Source organism: Cryobacterium sp. MP_3.1, from assembly GCF_035984795.1.
GTDB lineage: Bacteria > Actinomycetota > Actinomycetes > Actinomycetales > Microbacteriaceae > Cryobacterium > Cryobacterium zongtaii.
The window spans coordinates 311502-331720 of record NZ_JAXCHV010000001.1; the positions used below are offsets into that span (position 1 = coordinate 311502).

Annotated in this window: 18 protein-coding genes, 1 tRNA gene and 1 pseudogene; 3 read left to right on the plus strand and 17 right to left on the minus strand. The window is 68.3% G+C overall.

The features are described from left to right. The first annotated feature begins 168 nt into the window (after positions 1-168). Positions 169-1005 carry an oxygenase MpaB family protein gene (locus RCH12_RS01480; RefSeq protein ID WP_327015825.1) on the plus strand — a complete coding sequence of 279 codons (837 nt, stop codon included), beginning with the start codon at positions 169-171 and terminating at the stop codon, positions 1003-1005. A gap of 36 nt (positions 1006-1041) precedes the next feature. Here the strand turns inward: RCH12_RS01480 and RCH12_RS01485 are convergent, their stop codons facing one another. The 11 genes from RCH12_RS01485 to RCH12_RS01535 all read right to left on the minus strand — a co-directional run bounded on the left by RCH12_RS01485 (position 1042) and on the right by RCH12_RS01535 (position 14514). Beyond that, positions 1042-1614, minus strand: coding sequence for a hypothetical protein (locus RCH12_RS01485; RefSeq protein WP_327015826.1), 573 nt, complete (start codon positions 1612-1614; stop codon positions 1042-1044). Positions 1615-1684: 70 nt separating this feature from the next. Then, on the minus strand, positions 1685-2209 hold the full coding sequence (locus RCH12_RS01490) for a hypothetical protein (RefSeq protein WP_103431951.1): 525 nt from the start codon (positions 2207-2209) through the stop codon (positions 1685-1687). Between the two features lie 81 nt (positions 2210-2290). Further along, on the minus strand, positions 2291-4057 hold the full coding sequence (gene treZ / locus RCH12_RS01495) for a malto-oligosyltrehalose trehalohydrolase (protein WP_327015827.1): 1767 nt from the start codon (positions 4055-4057) through the stop codon (positions 2291-2293). After that, complete coding sequence (gene treY / locus RCH12_RS01500; RefSeq protein WP_327015828.1) at positions 4054-6375, minus strand: malto-oligosyltrehalose synthase; 2322 nt, start codon at positions 6373-6375, stop codon at positions 4054-4056. The genes treZ and treY overlap by 4 nt, the downstream gene beginning before the upstream one ends. Positions 6376-6380: 5 nt before the next feature. Beyond that, positions 6381-8609: a glycogen debranching protein GlgX gene (glgX, locus tag RCH12_RS01505; RefSeq protein WP_103432145.1), complete on the minus strand. Its 2229-nt coding sequence runs from the start codon at positions 8607-8609 to the stop codon at positions 6381-6383. A 106-nt stretch (positions 8610-8715) separates the two neighbouring features. Beyond that, positions 8716-9750 (minus strand): LLM class flavin-dependent oxidoreductase, encoded by a 1035-nt coding sequence (locus RCH12_RS01510; RefSeq protein WP_103431953.1) that lies wholly within the window; start codon positions 9748-9750, stop codon positions 8716-8718. Positions 9751-9832: 82 nt separating this feature from the next. Continuing rightward, positions 9833-11296 (minus strand): FAD-binding oxidoreductase, encoded by a 1464-nt coding sequence (locus RCH12_RS01515; RefSeq protein WP_103431954.1) that lies wholly within the window; start codon positions 11294-11296, stop codon positions 9833-9835. An 86-nt stretch (positions 11297-11382) separates the two neighbouring features. Continuing rightward, positions 11383-13047, minus strand: coding sequence for an ABC-F family ATP-binding cassette domain-containing protein (locus tag RCH12_RS01520; RefSeq protein WP_327015829.1), 1665 nt, complete (start codon positions 13045-13047; stop codon positions 11383-11385). Positions 13048-13102: 55 nt separating this feature from the next. Further along, the gene (locus RCH12_RS01525; RefSeq protein WP_327015830.1) at positions 13103-13531 is read right to left on the minus strand and encodes a YchJ family protein; all 429 of its coding nucleotides are present in this window, start codon (positions 13529-13531) and stop codon (positions 13103-13105) included. A gap of 19 nt (positions 13532-13550) precedes the next feature. Continuing rightward, positions 13551-14066, minus strand: a complete 516-nt coding sequence (locus RCH12_RS01530) for an SOUL family heme-binding protein (protein ID WP_327015831.1) — start codon at positions 14064-14066, stop codon at positions 13551-13553. Between the two features lie 97 nt (positions 14067-14163). Next, complete coding sequence (locus RCH12_RS01535; protein WP_103431958.1) at positions 14164-14514, minus strand: zinc ribbon domain-containing protein YjdM; 351 nt, start codon at positions 14512-14514, stop codon at positions 14164-14166. A gap of 257 nt (positions 14515-14771) precedes the next feature. On the opposite strand from RCH12_RS01535, the gene RCH12_RS01540 reads away from it, so the two are divergent. Both RCH12_RS01540 and RCH12_RS01545 read left to right on the plus strand, forming a co-directional pair. Beyond that, positions 14772-15398 carry a hypothetical protein gene (locus tag RCH12_RS01540; RefSeq protein ID WP_327015832.1) on the plus strand — a complete coding sequence of 209 codons (627 nt, stop codon included), beginning with the start codon at positions 14772-14774 and terminating at the stop codon, positions 15396-15398. Beyond that, the gene (locus RCH12_RS01545; RefSeq protein WP_327015833.1) at positions 15395-16189 is read left to right on the plus strand and encodes a PspA/IM30 family protein; all 795 of its coding nucleotides are present in this window, start codon (positions 15395-15397) and stop codon (positions 16187-16189) included. The genes RCH12_RS01540 and RCH12_RS01545 overlap by 4 nt, the downstream gene beginning before the upstream one ends. Before the next feature lie 145 nt (positions 16190-16334). Here the strand turns inward: RCH12_RS01545 and RCH12_RS01550 are convergent. The 6 genes and pseudogenes from RCH12_RS01550 to RCH12_RS01575 all read right to left on the minus strand — a co-directional run bounded on the left by RCH12_RS01550 (position 16335) and on the right by RCH12_RS01575 (position 20218). Then, positions 16335-16410 (minus strand) — tRNA-Ala (locus RCH12_RS01550). Between the two features lie 208 nt (positions 16411-16618). After that, a pseudogene (rsfS, locus tag RCH12_RS01555) lies at positions 16619-16969 on the minus strand (ribosome silencing factor); the annotation flags it as partial. A 73-nt stretch (positions 16970-17042) separates the two neighbouring features. Beyond that, positions 17043-17885 carry a hypothetical protein gene (locus RCH12_RS01560; protein WP_327015834.1) on the minus strand — a complete coding sequence of 281 codons (843 nt, stop codon included), beginning with the start codon at positions 17883-17885 and terminating at the stop codon, positions 17043-17045. A gap of 125 nt (positions 17886-18010) precedes the next feature. After that, positions 18011-18613, minus strand: coding sequence for a nicotinate-nucleotide adenylyltransferase (nadD, locus tag RCH12_RS01565; RefSeq protein ID WP_279326950.1), 603 nt, complete (start codon positions 18611-18613; stop codon positions 18011-18013). 2 nt (positions 18614-18615) lie between these two features. Next, positions 18616-18822, minus strand: coding sequence for a hypothetical protein (locus RCH12_RS01570; protein ID WP_103431964.1), 207 nt, complete (start codon positions 18820-18822; stop codon positions 18616-18618). A gap of 106 nt (positions 18823-18928) precedes the next feature. Beyond that, positions 18929-20218 carry a glutamate-5-semialdehyde dehydrogenase gene (locus RCH12_RS01575; protein WP_327015835.1) on the minus strand — a complete coding sequence of 430 codons (1290 nt, stop codon included), beginning with the start codon at positions 20216-20218 and terminating at the stop codon, positions 18929-18931. Between the last annotated feature and the right edge of the window lies 1 nt (position 20219).

Below are 20219 nucleotides of genomic sequence, written 5' to 3' on the forward strand. Positions count from 1 at the left end.
CCTCAAGTCCGTGGGGGCGGTGGATTCGCTGCCCTCAGGTATATGCAAGCGCATAGGACTACAGGATATTCCATCACCGACCGGAAAAGATGTGAACGATTCAGGAACGCGCGGAGAACCCGTCGCCTCGGCGGGGAAGTAGGCTCGGCCTGTCAAGAGGAGTCCACGATGCCGACAGCGTCCCCGTCCAGTCCGGCGTCCCTGTCGAGCCCGGCACTGGGCATCCGCGATGTGGCCCCGGAAAGCGTTCTGGTTCTCGGCGGCGGTCGCGCAATCCTGCTACAGCTCGCGAACCCCGCCGTCGGGCACGGCGTCGCCAGGCACAGCGACTTCGCGACCCGACCACTGAGTCGCCTGAGCGGCACGCTCTCCTACGTCTACGCCGTCACCTGCGGCTCGCCCATCGACCGGGCCGCGGCCGTGCGCCGGGTCTCTCTGGCCCATCGCCCGGTGCACGGTGCCCGGACCGTCAGCGCCCCGGCGTACAACGCTTTCGATCCACAGTTGCAGCTTTGGGTTGCCGCCACCCTGTACGAATCCGCGACCCGTGTGCATGAGCTGTTCTACGGACCGCTCCCGGATGCCGACGCCGAGTCCGTCTACCGTGACTACGGCGTGCTCGGTACCGCCTTGCAGGTGCCGCCCGGGCTGTGGCCAGCGGACCGGGCGGCTTTCGCGGCGTACTGGAGTCGCGCAACGTCCGGCCTGGCGACCGACGCGACGACCCGATCGGTGGCCAGGCAACTGCTGCATCCCACCACCGGACCGGTCTGGTTGCGCCTGGCGATGCCGCTGGGGCGCCTGGTCACCACGGGGCTCCTGCAGCCCGCCGAACGAGCCCTCTTCGACCTGCCCTGGTCGCCCGGACGCCAGCGCAGGTACAACGCCGTGATCGGCGTCATCCGTCTGGTCTATCCCCGTCTGCCGACGTGGGTGCGGCAGGCCCCCATGCGGCACTACCTACGAGCCGGCCGGGCACTCGCTGCGAGGGATCGGGCGGCCTGACGGCGCCGGCGGGCGTTGACGGCTGAGCTGAACCGCCTAGAAGAAGTCGTCCGGGGTGCCGGCCGCCCGGGTCACCGCGACGGTGGACACACCGGCGCCGTCGAGCTTGGCCATTGCGACCCGAAGCCCGGACTCCATCTGGGAGGCCCACACCTCGGTCTCGCGGGCACCGGCCTCGACGGCCGTGAGCCTGGCGAGGGCCTTCTCCTTGTCGGCACGCTCAGTCGCGACCTGCTGGATGCTCAGGGTGACGGCGTAGTACGCCGCCACCATCGAGGCGATCGGCGTGGCGATGACGGCCAAGGCGATGATGCTCTCGTTGGAGACGTTCACGAAGATCATGATGATGAACGCGATCGTCAGAACGGCGATGCCGACGAGAACCACCAGTGCGGCCCGCTGGGGCGGTCCCGTTCTGAGGTCGGAGAGCAGGGTGCGGTTTCGGGTCTTGGTCCGGTTGGGGGCCGGGGACTCTGCGGGGTCGACCGGCCCGTCACCCGTCGGCCCGTCGCCGGCGGGCTGAGCGCCCGGCATCGGCAGGCGCTCTGTGGTGGTCGAGGTGTCGAGGGGGAACGTTCGGTCGAACGGGTCATAGCTCTGATCGGTCATGGTCACTCCGTGGGTGGGTTTCGGTAGCCCGGGTGATGTCTCAAGGCTCTGTCGTTGCGGGGATCGTCGTCTAGAGGGATGGTTTTTCGGGATCAGTTTCCGCGGATTCTGTCGTCGAGGGTAGCGCGTCCCCGGGAAGGATGACGCGTTTGTAACTGCGGCCATCCGCCAGCTCGACGGTGCGGCTGACCAGTTTACCTCTGCTCACCTGCAGGTACACCGCTTGGACGCTGACGCCGAGCAATCCGGCAGCCTCGGCCACCGAGTGCCCGGGCAGGTCGGTCGGAACGCTGCTGGGCCGCGCGCTGCGTTTGCGTCCGGCGTCCAGGCGGGCAGCGATGTCGGCGTCGGTGCCCTGCCAGCGCCACTTGGCCGCGGTGGGTTTGAGCCCGGCGGCATCCGCGATATCGGGCCAGCCCGCTCCATCGGAAAGGGCGTCGCGTACGCTCGCCAGCGCGGCCGGGTCGGCGTCCAGGTGGTGCAGTACCGCACGAATGGCCCGCATCCGCTCCAGCGGCGGAGCCGTCGCGTCGGCGTCCAGCTCCGTCAGCCGGGCCAGCGCAGCCGCCGTCTCCGGGGATAGGAAATGGCCCATGGGTCCTCCTCGATGGTCAGTGGTACTGGCGAGTGGAGCTGGCGTATGGAGCGGTCGAGTAGAGCTGGCGGGTGGATGGACCTAGGCGAGCACCGCGACCGAGTGCGGCGGCAGCAACACCCGGCCGGCGTCGAGCCGGGGGCTCGCATCGGCGCTGTTCGCGAAGGCGAGCAGGACGCTCTGCCCGGCAACCGGAACGGACCGAGAGGTCGTGGAGAGGTTGATCACGATCTCGGTCTCGCCGCGGGACAGCTGCAGCCAGCCGTCCGCCTCGTCGTAGGCCACCGCGACCCGCGCGAACCGTGGATCGGTCAGGTCGGCGAGCCGGCGACGGAGACCCGCGAGGTCACGGTAGAACGCCAGGAGACGACCGGAATCGCCACCCTGCAGTTCGGACCAGTCCAGTTTTGACCGCTCGAAGGTGGCCGGGTCCTGGGGGTCGGGTACCACGGCCGGGTCCCAGCCCATCCTGGCGAACTCGCCGATGCGGCCCTCTGCGGTGGCGAGGCCGAGTTCGGGCTCCGGGTGCGAGGTGAAGAACTGCCACGGTGTGCGCGCCCCCCACTCTTCGCCCATGAACAGCATCGGGGTGAACGGGCCGAGCAGGGTGAGTGCGGCGGCGATGCCCAGCTGGCCGGTGTCGAGCTGGGCGCTGAGCCTGTCGCCGATGGCCCGGTTGCCGATCTGGTCGTGATTCTGCGAGGCGACGACCAGCCGCCAGGCCGGCATCCGTTCGGTGTCGACAGGGCGGCCGTGGTGGCGGCCGCGGAAGGTGGACAGGGTGCCGTCGTGGAAGAACCCGCGGGTGAGCACCTTCGCCAGGGCGCCGAGGGGGGCGAAGTCGGCGTAGTAGCCGACGGTCTCACCGGTGAGGGCGACGTGCACGGCGTGGTGGAAGTCGTCGCTCCACTGGGCGTCGAGTCCGTATCCGTTCGCTTCACGGGGGGTGATCAGCTTGGGGTCGTTGAGGTCCGATTCGGCGATGAGGGTCAAGGGGCGACCGACCGAGGCGCTGAGCACGGCGACCTCGCCGGCGAGCTGTTCCAGCAGGTGCACCGCGGAGTGGTCCTTGAGGGCGTGCACGGCGTCCAACCGCAGGCCGTCGACGTGATAGTCACGCAGCCACATCAACGCACTGTCGATGATGTACCGGCGAACCTCGTCGGAGTCCTGGCCGTCGAGGTTGACCGAGGCGCCCCAGGTGTTTCCCTCGGCGTCGCTGAGGTAGGGCCCGAAGTTGGGCAGGTAGTTGCCGCTGGGGCCCAGGTGGTTGTGCACGACGTCCTGGATCACGCCGATGCCGGCCGCGTGGCAGGCATCGACGAAGCGCTGGTAGGCCGCGGGGCCGCCGTAGCCCTCGTGCACGGCGTACCAGAGCACACCGTCGTAGCCCCAGTTGTGAGTGCCGTTGAAGCCGTTCACCGGCAGCAGCTCGACGAAGTCCACGCCGAGTGACACGAGGTGGTCGAGCCGGCCTGCCGCGGCCTCCAGGGTGCCCTCGGGGGTGAACGTGCCGATGTGCAGCTCGTAGATGGTGGCACCGGCGAGCTGACGACCGGTCCAGGCGTCGTCCTGCCAGGTGTGCGCGGCCGGGTCGAACGTGCGGGAGAGGGCGTGCACGCCGTGTGGCTGGCGGCGGGATCGCGGGTCGGGGAACGGGCCGGCGCCATCCAGCAGGAAGCCGTAGTCGACACCGTCAGCACTGTCGGACAGGCTGCCGTGCCACCAGCCGGCGTCGCCGCGGGTCATCGGCGCGGTGGCGTCGCCGGCGACCAGCCCGACGGTGTCGGCGGCGGGCGCCCACACGTCGATGGGAACGGCCACGATGTCGGGGTTGTCTGTCGTCACGGGGTGGCCTCCTCGATAGCGGTGGGTGCGGTGCTGCCCGCGGGGATCAACAGCGCAACCGGATAGCGCGACAGCAGGTCGGTCAGACGAACCTGGCCGCCGGCGAAGCGGACGCCGGTGAGCGCATCCTGCCAGTCGTGCCCGGCGAGCATGATCGTGGTGTCGCCCCAGCCGGTGCGGGCGAGCGCGACGGGCAGCCGGGTGGCGACGGTCACGGCGCCGCCGCGGTCGTAGGCCACCACGTGGGCGGCGGCCGGGCCGAACGCCTCGACCGGTTTGTGCCGGACGAATAGCTCCGGCCGATCACGCCGCAGGCGCAGGGCGTTGGTGGTGACGAGCAGTTTCGCGGCGCCGGTTTCATCGATCGGGGGCAGCCAGCCCGCGCTGACGCGGTCCAGGTAGTCCCGGCGAACGGTGTAGTCCACCGGGCGACGGTTGTCGGGGTCCACGAGCGACATCTCCCAGAGTTCGCTGCCCTGGTAGACGTCGGGTACACCGGGCGCGGTGAGCTGGATGAGCTTGAGGGAGAGAGAGTTGCTCCAGCCGGCCTGCTTCACCCTGTCGACGAAGGCGGTGACCGTGCGGGTCAGGGGCCCGTCCTCGGCGAGTTCCCGAACCAGGGCGCGCATCCGGTTTTCAAAGTCGTCGTTCGGCGCGGTCCAGGTGGTGGAGAGGTTCGCTTCCCTGGACGCCTTCTCGGCATAGCCGATGAGACGGTCGGTGGAGGCGGGCCAGGAGCCCACGATGGCCTGCCAGAGCAGGTTCTCGAACGGGGCGTCGCCGAGCGGGGCCAGGGCACGCAGCTCGCCGAGCACAGCGGTCCACTCGTCCGGGATCTCGGCCAGGACCGAGATGCGGGCCCGCACATCTTCGCCGCGCTTGGTGTCGTGGGTCGACAGCGTGGTCTGCGAGGCGGGCGCAACGGCCAGCCGGGTCTGCTGGCGGCGGTGGAATTCCTCCACCGGCACCGCGAACTCGCTCGGGTCAGCGCCGACCTCGTTGAGGGAGGTGAGCCGGCTGTAGCGGTAATAGGCGGTGTCTTCGACACCCTTGGCCATCACCATCCCCGAGGTCTGCTGGAAGCGCACGGCCGCGGGGTGCGCGGGGTCGGTGAGATACGGCAGCAGGGCGGTGATGGTGGCGTCGAGGTCGGGCCGGCGCTGCCGGGCCAGTCGCACGGCGGTGTCGAGTTCGTGGCGGCCGACGGGCAGGTAGGAGCGGTAGACCGGGAACCAGGCGATCAGTTCGGCGAGGGCGTCGGCTGCATCGGGGACCTCGGGGATCAGACGGTCGAGTCGGCGCACCTCGCTCTGCAGGATGCCGTCGGCGATGGCGCGTTTGCCGGTATAGACCAGTTCGGTCCAGGAGACGGCGCCGCCCTGCAGGGTGGCCTCCAGGGTGTCGAGGGCGTCCTGGCCGGCCGGGTCCACCAGGACCCTGTCGAAGTCGGCGAGGGCGTCATAGCCGGTGGTGCCGTGGGTCGACCAGCTGCTGGGCAGCTGTTCGCGGCCCTCCAGGATCTTCTCCACCAGCAGGTAGCCGTCCGGCATGGCGGCGTGCAGCCTGTCGAGGTAGCCGGCCGGGTCGGCGAGGCCGTCCGGGTGGTCGACTCGCAGGCCCTGTACCTGGCCGGTGTGCACCCAGCGCAGGATCTCGCGGTGGGATTCGTCGAAGACCCAGGGCACCTCGACGCGCACACCGGCGAGGGTGTTCACGGCGAAGAAACGGCGGTAGTTCAGGTCGGTGTCGGCCAGGCGCCAGCTGACCAGTTCGTAGTGCTGCCTGTCGTGCACGACGACGGCGGGGGCGCCGTCGTCCGCGGTGCCGGGAGCCAGCGGGAACCGGTTGTCGTAGTAGTGCAGTTCGTCGCCCACCACGGTGAGCTGGTCGAGTTCGGTGTCGCCGTCACCGAGTACGGGGAGCAGCATGCGACCGTTGCCGGCGGGCCAGTCCACGTCGAAGGCCTCGGCATAGCGGGAACCCTGCCCGGCTCGGAGCAGGTCCCACCACCAGGCGTTGCTGTGCGGCGTCTGGACGCCGACGTGGTTGGGGACGATGTCCACCAGGATGCCGCGGCCGGCCGCGGCCACCCGCTCCGACAGTCGGGCGAGCGCCTCGGGGCCGCCGCGGGCCGGGTCGATGCTGCCGTGGTCGATCACGTCGTAGCCGTGGTCGGAGCCCTCCTCGGCCGTGAGCAGCGGCGAGAGGTAGAGCCAGTCCGCGCCGAGCCGGCTGACGTAATCGAGCACACCCGCCGCCGCATCCAGATCGAAGGCCGACGTGATCTGTAGGCGATAGGTGGAGACGGGGATGCTCATATCGGTTACGCGCGTCCTTCGGTCGAGGAATACGGGTCCGGCAGCACCGGCAGGGTCAGCGTGGACGTCGGCGGCGACGGGTGGCTTGCCAGCGACGCGGCGACGGAGTGGTCCGGAGCGACCTCGGGCACGTGGTACTCACGCAGCACGACGAGCGAGCGTCCCATCACGGTGTGGGTGGCACCGGCCGGGCGGGGCTCCGAGTCGGCGCCCTCTCCCCCGGTGTCGATCACGATCTCCCAGGCGGGCGAGTACTCGGCGCTCGGCAGGGTGAATTCGACGTCTTCGGCATCCGCATTGAACAGCAGGATGAAGTTGACGTCGGTGACCTCGCGGCCGCGGGAGTCGCGTTCCCGGATGCCCTGGCCGTTCAGGAACATGCTCACGGTGCGGGACCGGCTTTCGTCCCAGTCCTCCGCGCGCATCTCCTGGCCGTCGGTGTTCAGCCAAACGATATCTGCCAGCGGGTCGCCCTCGCCGCGCTTGCCGGGGTGACCGTCGAAGAACCGGCTGCGACGGAAGGTGGGGTGTTCCTTGCGCAGGCGGACCACGGCGGACGTGAACTCGATCAGGGGCTGGTCCGCCTCGTCCCAGTGGATCCAACTCAGCTCGGAGTCCTGGGCGTAGGTGTTGTTGTTGCCGTGCTGGGTGCGGCCGAGTTCGTCGCCGTGCAGGATCATCGGGACACCCTGGGAGAGCAGCATCGTGGCGATGAAGTTGCGCTGCTGGCGGCCGCGCAGGGTGCGGACGGTGTCGTCGTCGGTGGGGCCCTCCACTCCGGCGTTCCAGGACCGGTTGTGGCTTTCGCCGTCGTTGTTGTCTTCGCCGTTGGCGTCGTTGTGCTTCTCGTTGTACGACACGAGGTCGTTGAGGGTGAAGCCGTCGTGTGCGGTGACGAAGTTGATCGACGCGACGGGGCGGCGGCCGGAGTGCTCGTAGAGGTCGGCGGAGCCGGAGATGCGGGAGGCGAATTCGCCCAGGGTGGAGGGCTCGCCGCGCCAGAAGTCGCGCACGGTGTCGCGGTACTTGCCGTTCCACTCCGTCCACTGCGGCGGGAAGTTGCCGACCTGGTAGCCGCCGGGGCCGACGTCCCAGGGCTCGGCGATCAGCTTGACCTGGGAGACGATCGGGTCCTGCTGCACGAGCTCGAAGAACGTGGACAGCTTGTCGACGTCGTAGAGGTCGCGGGCCAGGGCGCTGGCGAGGTCGAAGCGGAAACCGTCGACGTGCATCTCGATGGCCCAGTAGCGCAGCGAGTCCATGATCAGCTGCAGCGAGTGCGGGTGGCGCACGTTGAGGGTGTTGCCGGTGCCCGTGTAGTCCATGTAGTACCGGCCGTCGTCGTCCATCAGCCGGTAGTAGGCGGCGTTGTCGATGCCCTTGAACGAGATGGTCGGGCCCAGGTGGTTACCCTCCGCGGTGTGGTTGTAGACCACGTCGAGGATGACCTCGATGCCGGCGGCGTGCAGGTTCTTGACCATGCCCTTGAACTCCTGCACCTGCTGACCGAGGTCGCCGCTGGAGGAGTAGGCGTTGTGCGGGGCGAAGAAGCCGATGGTGTTGTAGCCCCAGTAGTTGCTCAGGCCCTGGTCCTGCAGGGTGGAGTCGTTGACGAATTGGTGCACGGGCATCAGTTCGATCGCGGTGACGCCGAGCTTCTGCAGGTGCTCGATGACCGACGGATGCGCGACGGCCGCGTAGGTGCCGCGCTGGGACTCCGGCACTTCCTGCTGCAGCTGGGTAAGGCCCTTGACGTGCGCTTCGTAGATGACCGATTCGCTGTACGGGGTGCGCGGAGAGCGGTCGCCGGTCCAGTCGAAGAACGGGTTGACGACGACGCCGAGCATCATGTGCGGGGCGGAGTCCTCGTCGTTGCGGGAATCGGGTTCGCCGAAGTTGTACGAGAACAGTGCCTGGTCCCAGTCCATGACGCCGCAGGTGGCCTTGGCGTACGGGTCGAGCAGCAGTTTGTTGGGGTTGGCGCGCTTGCCCTCGCTGGGGTTGTATTCGCCGTGCACCCTGTAGCCGTAGCGCTGGCCCGGCTGCACCTCCGGCAGGTAGCAGTGCCACACGAAGGCGCTGGATTCCCGGACTTCGACGGGGGTCTCGGCGCCGTTCTCGTCGAACAGGCAGAGTTCCACCCGCTCGGCGGCCTCACTGAACAGAGCGAAGTTGGTGCCGCTTCCGTCATAGGTTGCGCCAAGCGGGTAGGCAGATCCGGGCCAGGTTTCCACGGTGTACTCCTCGAGGAAGGTCAGAACGAAAGGATGAAGGTGGGTGGTTTGCCCGAGCCGGGCCCACGTGTTCACGCTACCCCGTCCGGGGCACGCCAAATTCCCGTCAGGCCATCATTTCGTGTACCAAAGGGGCTACCTCGGTGCCGTAGAGCTCGATACTGGTCATCAGCTTGTCGTGCGAGAGGGTGCCGAGGCTGTACTTGAGGTCGAAACGGGACAGCGAGAGCCCGGTGGCCATTTTGGCGATCTTGGTGGCGACGGTCTGCGGGGAGCCGACGAAGAGGGCGCCGTCGGGGCCGGCATCCTGCTCGAATCTGGCCTTCGTGGCCGGGCCCCAGCCGCGCTCGCGTCCGATCCGGTCCTGCATGGCGCGGTAGTGCGGCCACATCTCTTCGCGCGCCTGCTCGTCCGTCGCGGCGACGTAGCCGGGTGAGTGCTCGCCGATGGGCTGCGGGTCCTTGCCGAACTGGTCGAGCGCCCGGTGGTACAGGTCGGTGAACTGGGCGAAGGCGAGAGGCTCACCACCGATGATGGCGAGCATCAGCGGCAGGCCGTAGTGGGCGGCGCGCACCACGGACTGCGGGCTGCCGCCGACACCGATCCAGGTGCGGATGGAGCCGGATTCGGTCGGCGGGAACACCCGCTGATCGGTCAGGGCGCCGCGGGTGCTACCCGACCAGGTCACCGGCGCTTCCTTGAGCAGTTCGGCGAACAGCTCGAGCTTCTCTTCGAACAGCTGCTCGTAGTCGCTGAGCTCCAGGCCGAACAGGGGGAACGATTCGGTGAACGACCCACGGCCGAGGATGACCTCCGCGCGACCGTTGGAGACGGCGTCGAGGGTGGCGAAACGTTGGAAGACGCGCACGGGGTCGTCGGAGCTGAGCACGGTGACCGCGGAGCCGAGCTTGATGGTGCTGGTCTGACCGGCAATGGCGGCCAGCACGACCTCGGGGGCGGAGACGGCGAAATCCTCGCGGTGGTGTTCGCCGATACCGAAGAAACTCAGGCCCACCTGGTCGGCGAGCACCGCCTCGGCGACAACGTTGCGCAGCACCTGGGCGTGGCCGAGCAGGCTGCCGTCCGCGGCGTAGGTGACGTCGCCGAACGTGTCGAGACCCAGTTCCAGTGTCGGTGCCATGTGTGGTGCGCCCTTCCGATCAGTTTGTATGCATACGCATACTAGGGCTCAACGGGGCGCACCGGCGTTCTATTCCGGGTCGCTACTCAGTGTCGCCGGTGGCGGTGTCGCCGGGCGACCCAGTGCGGGTGACCGTCGTCGGAATGTTGTGGTTGAGCCTCAGCAGATTCTCGGGGTCATACTCGCGCTTGAGGGCGGCGAGTCGCTCCAGTTTGGCCGGCCCGTAGACGGCCAGAGCTTGGGCCACCGGGTCGGTGCCGGATTCCGCGCCGAGGAAGTTCACATACGTGCCGCCGGAGCCCAGCACCGCCATCTCCGCGCCGAACTCGCGGACGAAGGACACTCGCTCGGCGTCGTCGGCAGGGTCGTTCCAGAATCCGTAGATGTTGAGCCAGAACCGCGCTCCCCGATTCGGGAACGGCGTGTCGTCCTCGGCCACCCTGGCGAAGGCGCCGCCCATGTGGTGGATATCGAAGGCGGTGCCGAGCCAGGTCTGCTCCGCTCCGCGGCGCAGCAGGGTGTCGATCACCGCCGGATCCAGACTGTCGAAGGAGGTGTTCTTCCAGTAGCCGCGCACCCCCTTGGGGAAGACCCCGTCGACGGCGGACTGCCACGCGGTCCAGGGCATCGGCTCGTCGGCCTCGATCGCGGGCGGCGCGGCGCGGCGCATCCGGTCGATGACCTCCCGGGCCCTGTCGGTGTCGGTGCCGGCCCAGGCGAAGCCCAGCAGCATCAGCGGCTCGGCGCCGAGCCCCATGGCCGGCGGCGGCACCAGCACGCTGAGGATGGAGGTCAGCTCGTCTGGCAGGTCCCTGGTCCACTCGTCGTAGGCCGCCAGCGTCGCCGCCCACTGCTCCTTCGGGTAGACGAAATTGCCGGTCACCGGCCGGGCCGGCAACGGATGCGCCCGGAAGGTGAACGAAGACACCACGCCGAAGTTGCCGCCGCCGCCGCGCAGCCCCCAGAACAGCTCGGGGTTCTCGGTCGCGCTGGCCCGCACGCTCGTCCCGGCCACCGTGACGACATCCGCCGCCACCATGGCGTCCAGGGTCAGTCCGTATGCCCTGGTCTGCCAGCCGACGCCGCCGCCGAGGGTGAGGCCGGCGATGCCGGTGGCGGAGACCACGCCCAGGGGCACGGCGAGCCCAAACGGTTCGGTTGCCCGGTCGATGTCGGCCATGGTCGCCCCGGCCAGTGCCCGCACGGTGCGGGCGTCCGGGTCGACCTCGACGGTGTTGAGGGCGGCGAGATCGAGCACGATGCCCGCGTCGACGGTGCCGTTGCCGGCCACGTTGTGCCCGCCGCTGCGCACGGCGAGGGGCAGCCGGTGCCTGGCGGCCAGGGCCAGGGTCGGCGCGATGTCGCCGGTAGCACGGGCACGCACGATCAGCAGGGGCCGGCGGTCGATCATGCCGTTCCACACCCGCCTCGCGTCGTCGTAGCCGGGGTCGGTGGCGACGATCAGGTCGGCGTCTACGTCGGTGCGCAGGTCCTCAACCAGCCGGCGGGGATCTGTGCTGTTCTCGGGGAAGGTGCTCGATGTCATCGGGAGTCCTCCGTTGATCTACGTCACGGGTCGACATCCATGACAGCACCGCCACCGCGCGGCCGCAACGCCTGTCACGGTTTCGATCACACGGACTCGGTCACCCGCCCGTCCTGGACCGCCCAGTGCCGATCGAGGCGCACGGTGGCCAGCATCCGTCGGTCGTGGGTCACCAACAATAGAGTGCCCGTGTAGGACTCAAGTGCCTGTTCCAGCTGTTCGATCGCGGCGAGGTCCAGGTGGTTGGTTGGTTCGTCGAGCACCAGGAGGTTCACGCCGGTGGCCTGCAGCAGGGCGAGACCGGCCCGGGTGCGTTCACCGGGTGACAGGGCGTCGGCGGGACGGCTGACGTGGTCGGCGGTGAGGCCGAACTTGGCGAGCAGGGTGCGGATCTCGCCCGCCGAGAGCTCGGGAAGCCGCTCCTCGAAGATGGCCACCAGGGTCTGCTCGCCCGTGACGCTGGCCCTGGCCTGGTCGATCTCACCGATGGCGACGCTCGCGCCCAGGCTTGTGGAGCCGGAATCGGCCACCAGGCGGCCGAGCAGGGCGCGCAGCAGCGTGGTCTTGCCGGCGCCGTTGGGTCCGGTGATGCCGATGCGCTCCCCCGCGTTGACCTGCAGGGAGACCGGACCGAAGACGAAGTCACCCTGGCGGATGAGCGCTTCGTTCAGCACCGAGACCACGCTGCTCGAGCGCGTCGCGGCGCCGATGGTGAACTCGAGCTGCCATTCCTTGCGCGGTTCGTCGACCTCGTCGAGACGATTGATGCGGCTCTCCATCTGTCGTACCTTCTGCGCCTGCTTCTCGCTGGATTCGGCGGCGGCCTTGCGCCGGATCTTGTCGTTGTCCGGGGACTTCTTCATGGCATTGCGCACACCCTGACTGGACCACTCCCGCTGGGTCCGGGCCCGGCCGACCAGATCGGCCTTTTTGTCGGCGAATTCGTCGTAGTCGGCGCGTTTCTGCCGCCTGGTCGTCTCGCGCTCCTCCAGGTAGGAGTCGTAGCCGCCGCCGAATACCCGGTTGGCGCCCTGGGCGAGGTCCAGTTCGAGGATCTTGGTGACCGAGCGGGCCAGGAACTCCCTGTCGTGGCTGACCAGCACGACGCCACCGCGAAGGCCCGTGACGAAGCCCTCCAGGCGTTCGAGTCCGTCGAGGTCGAGGTCGTTGGTGGGCTCATCGAGCAGCACGATGTCGAATCTGGATAGCAGCAGGGCGGCCAGTCCCACCCTGGCCGCCTGGCCGCCGGAGAGCGATGTCATCAACGCGTCCGCGGCCACGTCGGCGTCGAGGGTCAGACCGAGGTCGTACAGCACGGCAGGGAGCCTGTCATCGAGGTCGGCCGCACCACTGGCAAGCCAGCGGTCCAGGGCCACCGAGTAGACATCGGCCGGGTCAGCCCCGCCCGGTGCGGCAGGTTCGGCCAGGGCTGCAGCAGCGGCGTCCATTTCCCTGGTCGCCTGGGCGCAGCCGGTGCGACGACCGATGTACTCCGCCACGGTCTCCCCCGGCACCCGTTCGTGTTCCTGGGGCAACCAGCCCACGAAGGCATCCGCTGGCGACAGGGCAACCGAACCGCCCTGCGGCTCGTCGAGGCCCGCGAGCAGGCGCAGCAGGGTGGACTTGCCCGCACCGTTCACGCCGACGACACCGACGACATCGCCGGGTGCGACGGTGAGGTCGAGGGAATCGAACAGTGTGCGGTGGGCGTAGCCACCGGCCAGGGCCTTGGCGACGAGTGTTGCGGTCATGGGTCCAGTTTCCCATCTGGACGTGACGCGCCGGACGCCCCGGCGATTCCGTTACTCAGTCGGCCGCGTCGAGGTACAGCCAGGCACCGGACACCTTCACGAATCGGCTGACTTCGTGCTGCTGAGCCCGCCGGCCGTCCTGACGCGAGTGTGCGGTGAATTCCACGACGCCCTCGGTGTCGAACAGGGTTCCCCGCTCGGTCCGGTCGATGTCGAGCCGCATCCACCGCACAGTCCTGTCCAACTCGATGGTGTCGGGCCGAGTTCCCGGATGCCAGGTGCGCAGGAGGTAGCCTGCGTCGCCGACAGCGAAGGCCGAGTAGCGCGATCGCATGAGCTGCTCGGCCGTGGCGGCCCGGGCGTCGCCGTGGTGCAGGCGTCGGCAGCAGTCGTCGAAACTGTTGCCACTGCCGCACGGACAGCGTACGGGAGCCGCCGGGATCGATGGCTGGTCTGATCGGGCTGCGGATTCTGAAGGGGGCATCCAGCCATTATCGACGCCGTCAGGCCGATGTCACTCGCACCAACGCCTCATTGCGCCCCCGGAGTCCGGGCCGGAACGGTGGGTCGAACCGTGCGTAGTAGACCGGCCCGTCCGGCAGCAGATCAGCGGACTCCAGCGACCCGAGTAGGAAACGCCCGTGGTCGGTGAATCTCTTCGTGCTCCAGCCCCCGCCGAACCGCAGGACCGCGGCCTCGTGGGCGGGCAGGACGATTATCCGCAACCTCTCGTCCAGCGGCAGGGGCGCACGGTCCGGGTCCGACTCACCCGGGAGCACGAAGCTGATCAGGTGCGCGGACTCCCCCGCCCGCTCGTGCAGCACCGGAGGGGTCATGGGGATCGTCGTTGCCGACTGGTTGTTGCCGTCGAGATAGTCCTGCAGCGGCCGGAAGCCCCGGCTCGCCGCCCGCGTGAAGTCCCCGTCGACCTGCACCTGCACGAGCACACAGTCCGGGTACCGGCGCACATCGAAGCCAGGGAAGGCCCGCACCACGGTGTACTGCTGCTGCTCGGTCATATCGGGGAGTGTAATCCGAAGGCCCCCACTTGGGGGTGGAATCTGGGGGTGGAATCCGGGGCTGTAATGGTGACCCCCGTGACTGCCGGGCCGAGGACTAGGCCTTCTTGACGACCCCGGACTTGAGCTGCATGCTCACTCCCTCGATTCGACATTCGATGTCGTGATCGCCCACACCCTGGCGCAGGCGGATGCCGCGCACCTTGGTGCCCACCTTGATGACGGTGGAGCTGCCCTTGAGTTTGAGGTCCTTGATGATGGTCACCGAATCGCCGTCGGCGAGCACGCTGCCGTGAGCGTCGGTGATCGCGGCATCCTGCACCGGCTCACCGGCGGAGGCGGCCTCTGCCGCCCACTCGTGCCCGCACAGTGGGCAGACCAGCAGCGCCCCCATCTCGTAGGTCAGTTCGCTGGAGCATTCCGGGCACGGCGGCAGAGTCTCATTCACCTCCCCATCGTAGAGCGGGGGCCCAGAGTCTATGGTCCTGCCCGCGGTGAACCGGTGGCGTCGCCGCGGGGTGACGAGAGCGTTCAGACAAGAACAGGGCATTCCCCGACAACTCCACGCTAATGAGCGTATTTTGCCCGGTAGAGCGCGCCGTCGTTCGGGACGGCACCGCACCAGCCCTGGGATGAAGGTGGAGACATGACCCTGCACGTCCTTAAGAATTCGCCACTGACGACCGGACGAGGCGGGTGGGTGACGTGAGCGTCCTCGCTGAGATCCTGATCGCCCTCGCTGCGATCATGGTCGTGTCCACCGTCACGGTCATCGTCATTGCACGCGTGCTGTACAGGCGGATACGGCGAAGTCGGGCCCTCAACGGTGCCGTGCTGCGTGTGCGCACGCGGGTGAGTGTCGGCCGGAACCACGAAATCCTCCGCCTTCGGTTGCGTCTGAGGGAATCGCTCGCCAGCGGACAGGCCGCGGTTGACCTCGCCGTGCAGAGCGGAGGCCCGCATGGTGAGTTGCAGAGGCTCGTCGGACGGTTGCAGAACGAGGGCATCAGAGTGGAGTCGCAATTGCTGTTGCTGGCCACCGAACGGGACCCTGTCGTGCTCCGAGAGACTCTCCCGGTGGCGGCTCGGCGCGTCGACCAGATCACCGGGTTGGTGGGGCGGGTCCGTTCCGTCGTTGCCGCCGGTCTCGGTGTGCGCACCGATGACACCCTCACGACTCTGGGCGCCGACGTGGACCGTGAGATCGCCGCCGTCGACGCCGGTGTCGCGGAGTTGCACGCCCTCACCCTGCTGGACGGGTTGCCCGCGCCGGAGCGGACCTCGATGGCGCAAACCTCGGCGCACCGGCTAGACAAAAGGAGCACCCCATGACCTTCACCAACCGACTCCGTGTCATCTTCCGCAGCAAGACCTCCCGTACCCTGGACCGGCTGGAGGACCCGCGTGAAGCTCTTGACGACAGCTATGAGCAGCTGGTGCGGATGCTGCAGGACGTGAGGTTGGGACTGGCCGAGGTTGCCACCGCGAAGAAGCGGATCGAGCTGCAGGGCCAGGAGATGGGCGCCAGGCACCAACGGCTGGCCGACCAGGCCGAGTCCGCCCTGAACCAGGGCCGGGAAGACCTGGCCAGGACCGCTCTGGAACGCCGCTCCCTGCTGGAGGGCCAGGTGGCCGCGATCCGTGACCAGTACACCCTCCTGCAGAAGCAGCAGGGGCAGCTGCAGGACAACGAACGGCGCCTGGCCGAAAGGGTAGCCGCGTTCCGCACCGAGAAGGAGAGCATCAAGGCCAGCTACGCCGCCTCGCAGGCGCAGGTGAAGGCGAACGAGGCCGCGGCCGGCCTCGGCTCGCAGATGAGCGAGGTCGGCGTCAGCCTCGACAGGGCCAAGGACCGGATCGTTCAGATGCAGGCCCGCGCCGCCGCTACCGACGAACTGCTCGCCAGCGGCGCTCTCACCGACCTCACTGCCCCACCGGATGCCGACCTGGAGCGCCAGCTGTCGTCCGGGGCGACCTCGGCAGAGGTTGAGCGGCAACTGCGAGCCATGAAGGATGCCAGGACGGCACGCCAGGGCCGGCCGGCCGGGTCTCGGGGAGCGGGGCCGGACGCGTGGCTCAGTATCGGGAACGGTCCGACCCAGGCAGGTGATGACGCCCCCTGAATCGTGCCGCCAACTCGCCGACGCCGGGTGGAGAGAGCCGGTGAAAATTCCCCAGAAGAATTTTCCGGAAATTCTTTTCTCCGGGGTTTGCAACACGACGAAAAAACCCCCGATGACTACTGTCATCGGGGGTTTTTCTTATGCTTGGTGGATCCGAGGGGATTCGAACCCCTGACCCCCTGCATGCCATGCAGGTGCGCTACCAGCTGCGCCACGGACCCAGACTTTGTTTCGAATTCCTCCGAAACAACTTCATTAGGTTACTACATGTTTTGAGTGCTCGCGAACCAAACGCTAGTCCGCGGCGTCAATTTCCACGGTGGATTCGACATCCGCGGCGTCGACGGTCGTCTTTGCGGCGCTGTCTGCGGAGGTGTCGACAGACTCGTCGGACGAGCCGGCCTCATCGATGGCACGGGCACTGGCCTGGTCGATGGGGATGACCGGGCAGTCTTTCCAGAGGCGCTCGAGCGAGTAGTAGACGCGCTCTTCCTCGTGGAACACGTGGACGACGAGGTCGCCGAAGTCGACGAGAATCCAGCGCCCCTCGGCGCGTCCCTCGCGGCGAAGCGGCTTGTAGCCGGCCTCGATCAGCTTGTCCTCGATTTCGCCGGCGATCGCGACGACGTTGCGTTCGGAGCGTCCCGTGACAATGAGGAAGATGTCGGCCAACGGCAACGGGTTGGAAACGTCAATGGCAACGAGGTCCTCCCCCGCTTTCGAGTCGGCGGCGGCGGCAGCCACCTTGAGGAGCTCGAGAGCGTGGGCAGAAGCGGTCATCGATTGAATCCCTGAGTTAGTAAAAGCGAAAAAGATGGCATGAGGAGATGTGGGGGTTGGTGGATATTCGGGGTTAGTAGATATTGAGGGCGTAGCCGACGACGAACAGCGACAGCACACCGATGGCGAGCACCGCGGCGGTGATCGCGAGAACCGTTGGCAGGGAGGCACCGCGTTTGCGAGGCGGTGTCATCACGCCCCGGGTGGAGGTGTGGGTACTCACGGCGCGGCTGGCGCTCACGGGTGCCACATCGTTGTGGTGACCGCCCTCGTCGAGCTGGTCGAGCATGCGGTCCATTTCGGACGAGTCGAACAGGTTCGGGTGCTGACCGGTGGCGCCCAGGCTTCTCGGGAGATCGATCGATCCGGTGATCATGATCTCGCCGGTGCTGGTGATGGGGCCGCCGGGGCCTTGACGCGGTATGGACGGCAGGATCAGGGCGTTGGTGGTCGTCGGCATGCCGCCGGCGCCGACGCCGCGGCCCACGAGGTCGTCGAAGGTCGCGTCGTCGCGGCGCCCGATGGTCTCGATGTGGCTCTCATCCTCGCGGTCCATCGACCAGTGGCCGATCGGCGGGTGCAGGGAGTTGACCGCGGCCGGCGCATCGGTTCGGGGCTGGTCGTCGGCGGGGGCGGAGCGGGGTGCGGAGACCGGGGACGGTGCGGCCTGGGACGGTGCGGCCTGCGCCTGGCCGGAGACCTCGTCGGCGGCACTCGCGGATGAGGCGGCCTGCAGGGCGCGGAGCTCACGGCGGGTGAGGGTGCGACCGGCGTCGGCAACGGCCGGAGCCTCGGGGATCGGCAGTGGGGCGGGAGCCACGGAGGTGTGCCGCGAGTGGTGCGGCTCGGACCCGACAGGCTCGGACTCGACAGGCTTGGGTTCGCCAGGCTTGGGCTCGACCGGCTTGGGTTCCACGGGCGCAACGATGCTGCCTTCGGCGGTCTCCTCCGCAGATGGCGTCTCTGTGCCAGCCGGTTCGTGCTCCCGAGCCAACTCGCGCAACTGTCGTCGCGTCAGTGGCTGCGGGCTATTACCCAACGTCATGCCACACTCCGATACAGATGGTGCTTTGAGATGTACTGGACAACCCCGTCGGGGACCAAGTACCAGACCGGGAAACCCCGGTTCACGCGTGCCCGGCAGTCAGTAGACGAGATCGCCAGAGCCGGAACCTCCAGCAAGCTTACGTCCTGGTTAGGCAATCCTGAAATGCTCAGGTCGTGTCCCGGGCGACTCACAGCCACGAAGTGGGCAAGTTTCCATAGTTCGGCGACGTCTTTCCAACCCAGGATCTGGGTTATCGCGTCTGCGCCGGTGATGAAGAACAGCTCGGCATCCGGGCGTTCGGCGTGCAGGTCGCGGAGGGTGTCGATAGTGAAGGTCGGGCCTGTCCGGTCCACGTCGACGCGGCTGACGGTGAAACGGGGGTTGGACGCCGTGGCGATGACGGTCATCAGGTACCGGTGTTCGGCCCGCGTGACGTCGGTCTTCTGCCAGGGCTGCCCGGTGGGCACAAAAATGACCTCGTCGAGGTCGAAGCTCTGCGCAACCTCGCTCGCTGCGACGAGGTGCCCGTGGTGGATGGGGTCGAAGGTGCCGCCCATCACGCCGATGCGCGGGCGGTCCCGGGTCACGGCGCCGATTGTCAGTGGCCGCTGTGGCTGGCTGCGCCACCGTGAGCCGCGGCGTAGGCGTTGGCCTTGGCGCTGTGGCGGTTCGCGACGTCACGGAAGCTCCAGACGACGAACCCGAGGGCGGCGAACACGATGAGGGCCACGAGGCCGTAGACCCAGGTCGCGACGGGCAGCTGGGTGTGCTCGACCTCGGCAAGGACAGCGGTCACGAACAACATGGAATCTCCGTTCAGAAATACTTTTTCGCGCTGCATCGGCGGGCGGCAGCGGTACCGCGACCAGTCTAGCGGGACGCTCTGCCCGTGCCGGTGAGCGGCACCGGCGTCAGTCGCGGATCTGGCCGGTACCGCGCACGATCCATTTGGTGCTGGTGAGCTCCGGCAGGCCCATCGGTCCGCGGGCGTGCAGCTTCTGGGTCGAGATCCCGACCTCAGCGCCGAACCCGAACTCACCGCCGTCGGTGAACCGGGTGGACGCGTTGACCATCACCGCGGCCGAGTCGACCTCGTTGAGGAAGCGCTCCGCGTTGACGATGTCGTTGGTGATGATCGATTCGGTGTGCCCGGTCGAATACCGACGAATGTGTGCGATCGCGGCGTCAAGGTCGGCCACCACCTTGACGGACAGGTCCAGGCTCATGTATTCGGTCGCCCAGTCCTCGACGGTCGCGGGAACCGCCGTCGGGTAGAGTGCTCGCACCGCGGCGTCGCCGTGGATGGTGACGCCCGCGCCGGCCAGCTTGGCGAGCACGCCTGGCAGCACCCGCTCGGCGGCCTGCTCGTGCACGAGCACGGTCTCGACGGCGTTGCAGACGCTGGGTCGTTGAACCTTGGCGTTGTGCACGATGTCCGCGGCCCACTGCTCGTTGGCGGACGCATCCAGGAAGATGTGCACGACACCGGCGCCGGTCTCGATCACGGGCACCGTCGACTCGGTCACGACGGCCTGGATCAGTCCGGCGCTGCCGCGCGGAATGAGCACGTCGACCAGTCCGCGGGCCTGCATCAGCGCCGTCGCCCCGGCCCGTCCGAACGGGTCGATGGTCTGCACGCACTCCCCCGGCAGGCCGGCGGCGACCAGCGCCTCCTGGATCAGGCCGACGAGTACCCGATTGGAGTTCTCGGCGGCGGACCCGCCACGCAGCACGGCGGCGTTGCCGCTCTTGAGGGCCAGCGCGGCGATGTCCACGGTCACGTTCGGGCGGGCCTCGTAGATGACACCCACGACACCGAAGGGCACGCGTATTTGGCTGATCTTGACGCCGTTGGCCAGGCTGCTGCCGCGCACCACCTGGCCGACAGGGTCGGTCAGCGCTTCGATCTCGTCGACGGCGTCGGCCAACGACCGGATGCGCGCCTCGTCCAGGCGCAGCCGGTCGAGAAGTCCGGCAGTCAGGCCGTTCTCGGCACCGGCGGCCAGGTCGAGGGCATTGGCGGCGACGATCCGCGCCACGTTCTCGCGCAACGCCACGGCGATTCCGTGGAGCGCCGCGTTCTTCAGCCGGGTCGGCGCGGACGCCAGCGCGAGCGAAGCCGTCCGGGCCGTGACGAGCATCTCCGTGAACCCGTCAGGGCTGGAACCGGGCACGGCCGTGGCGGGTAGAGTCTGCGACATG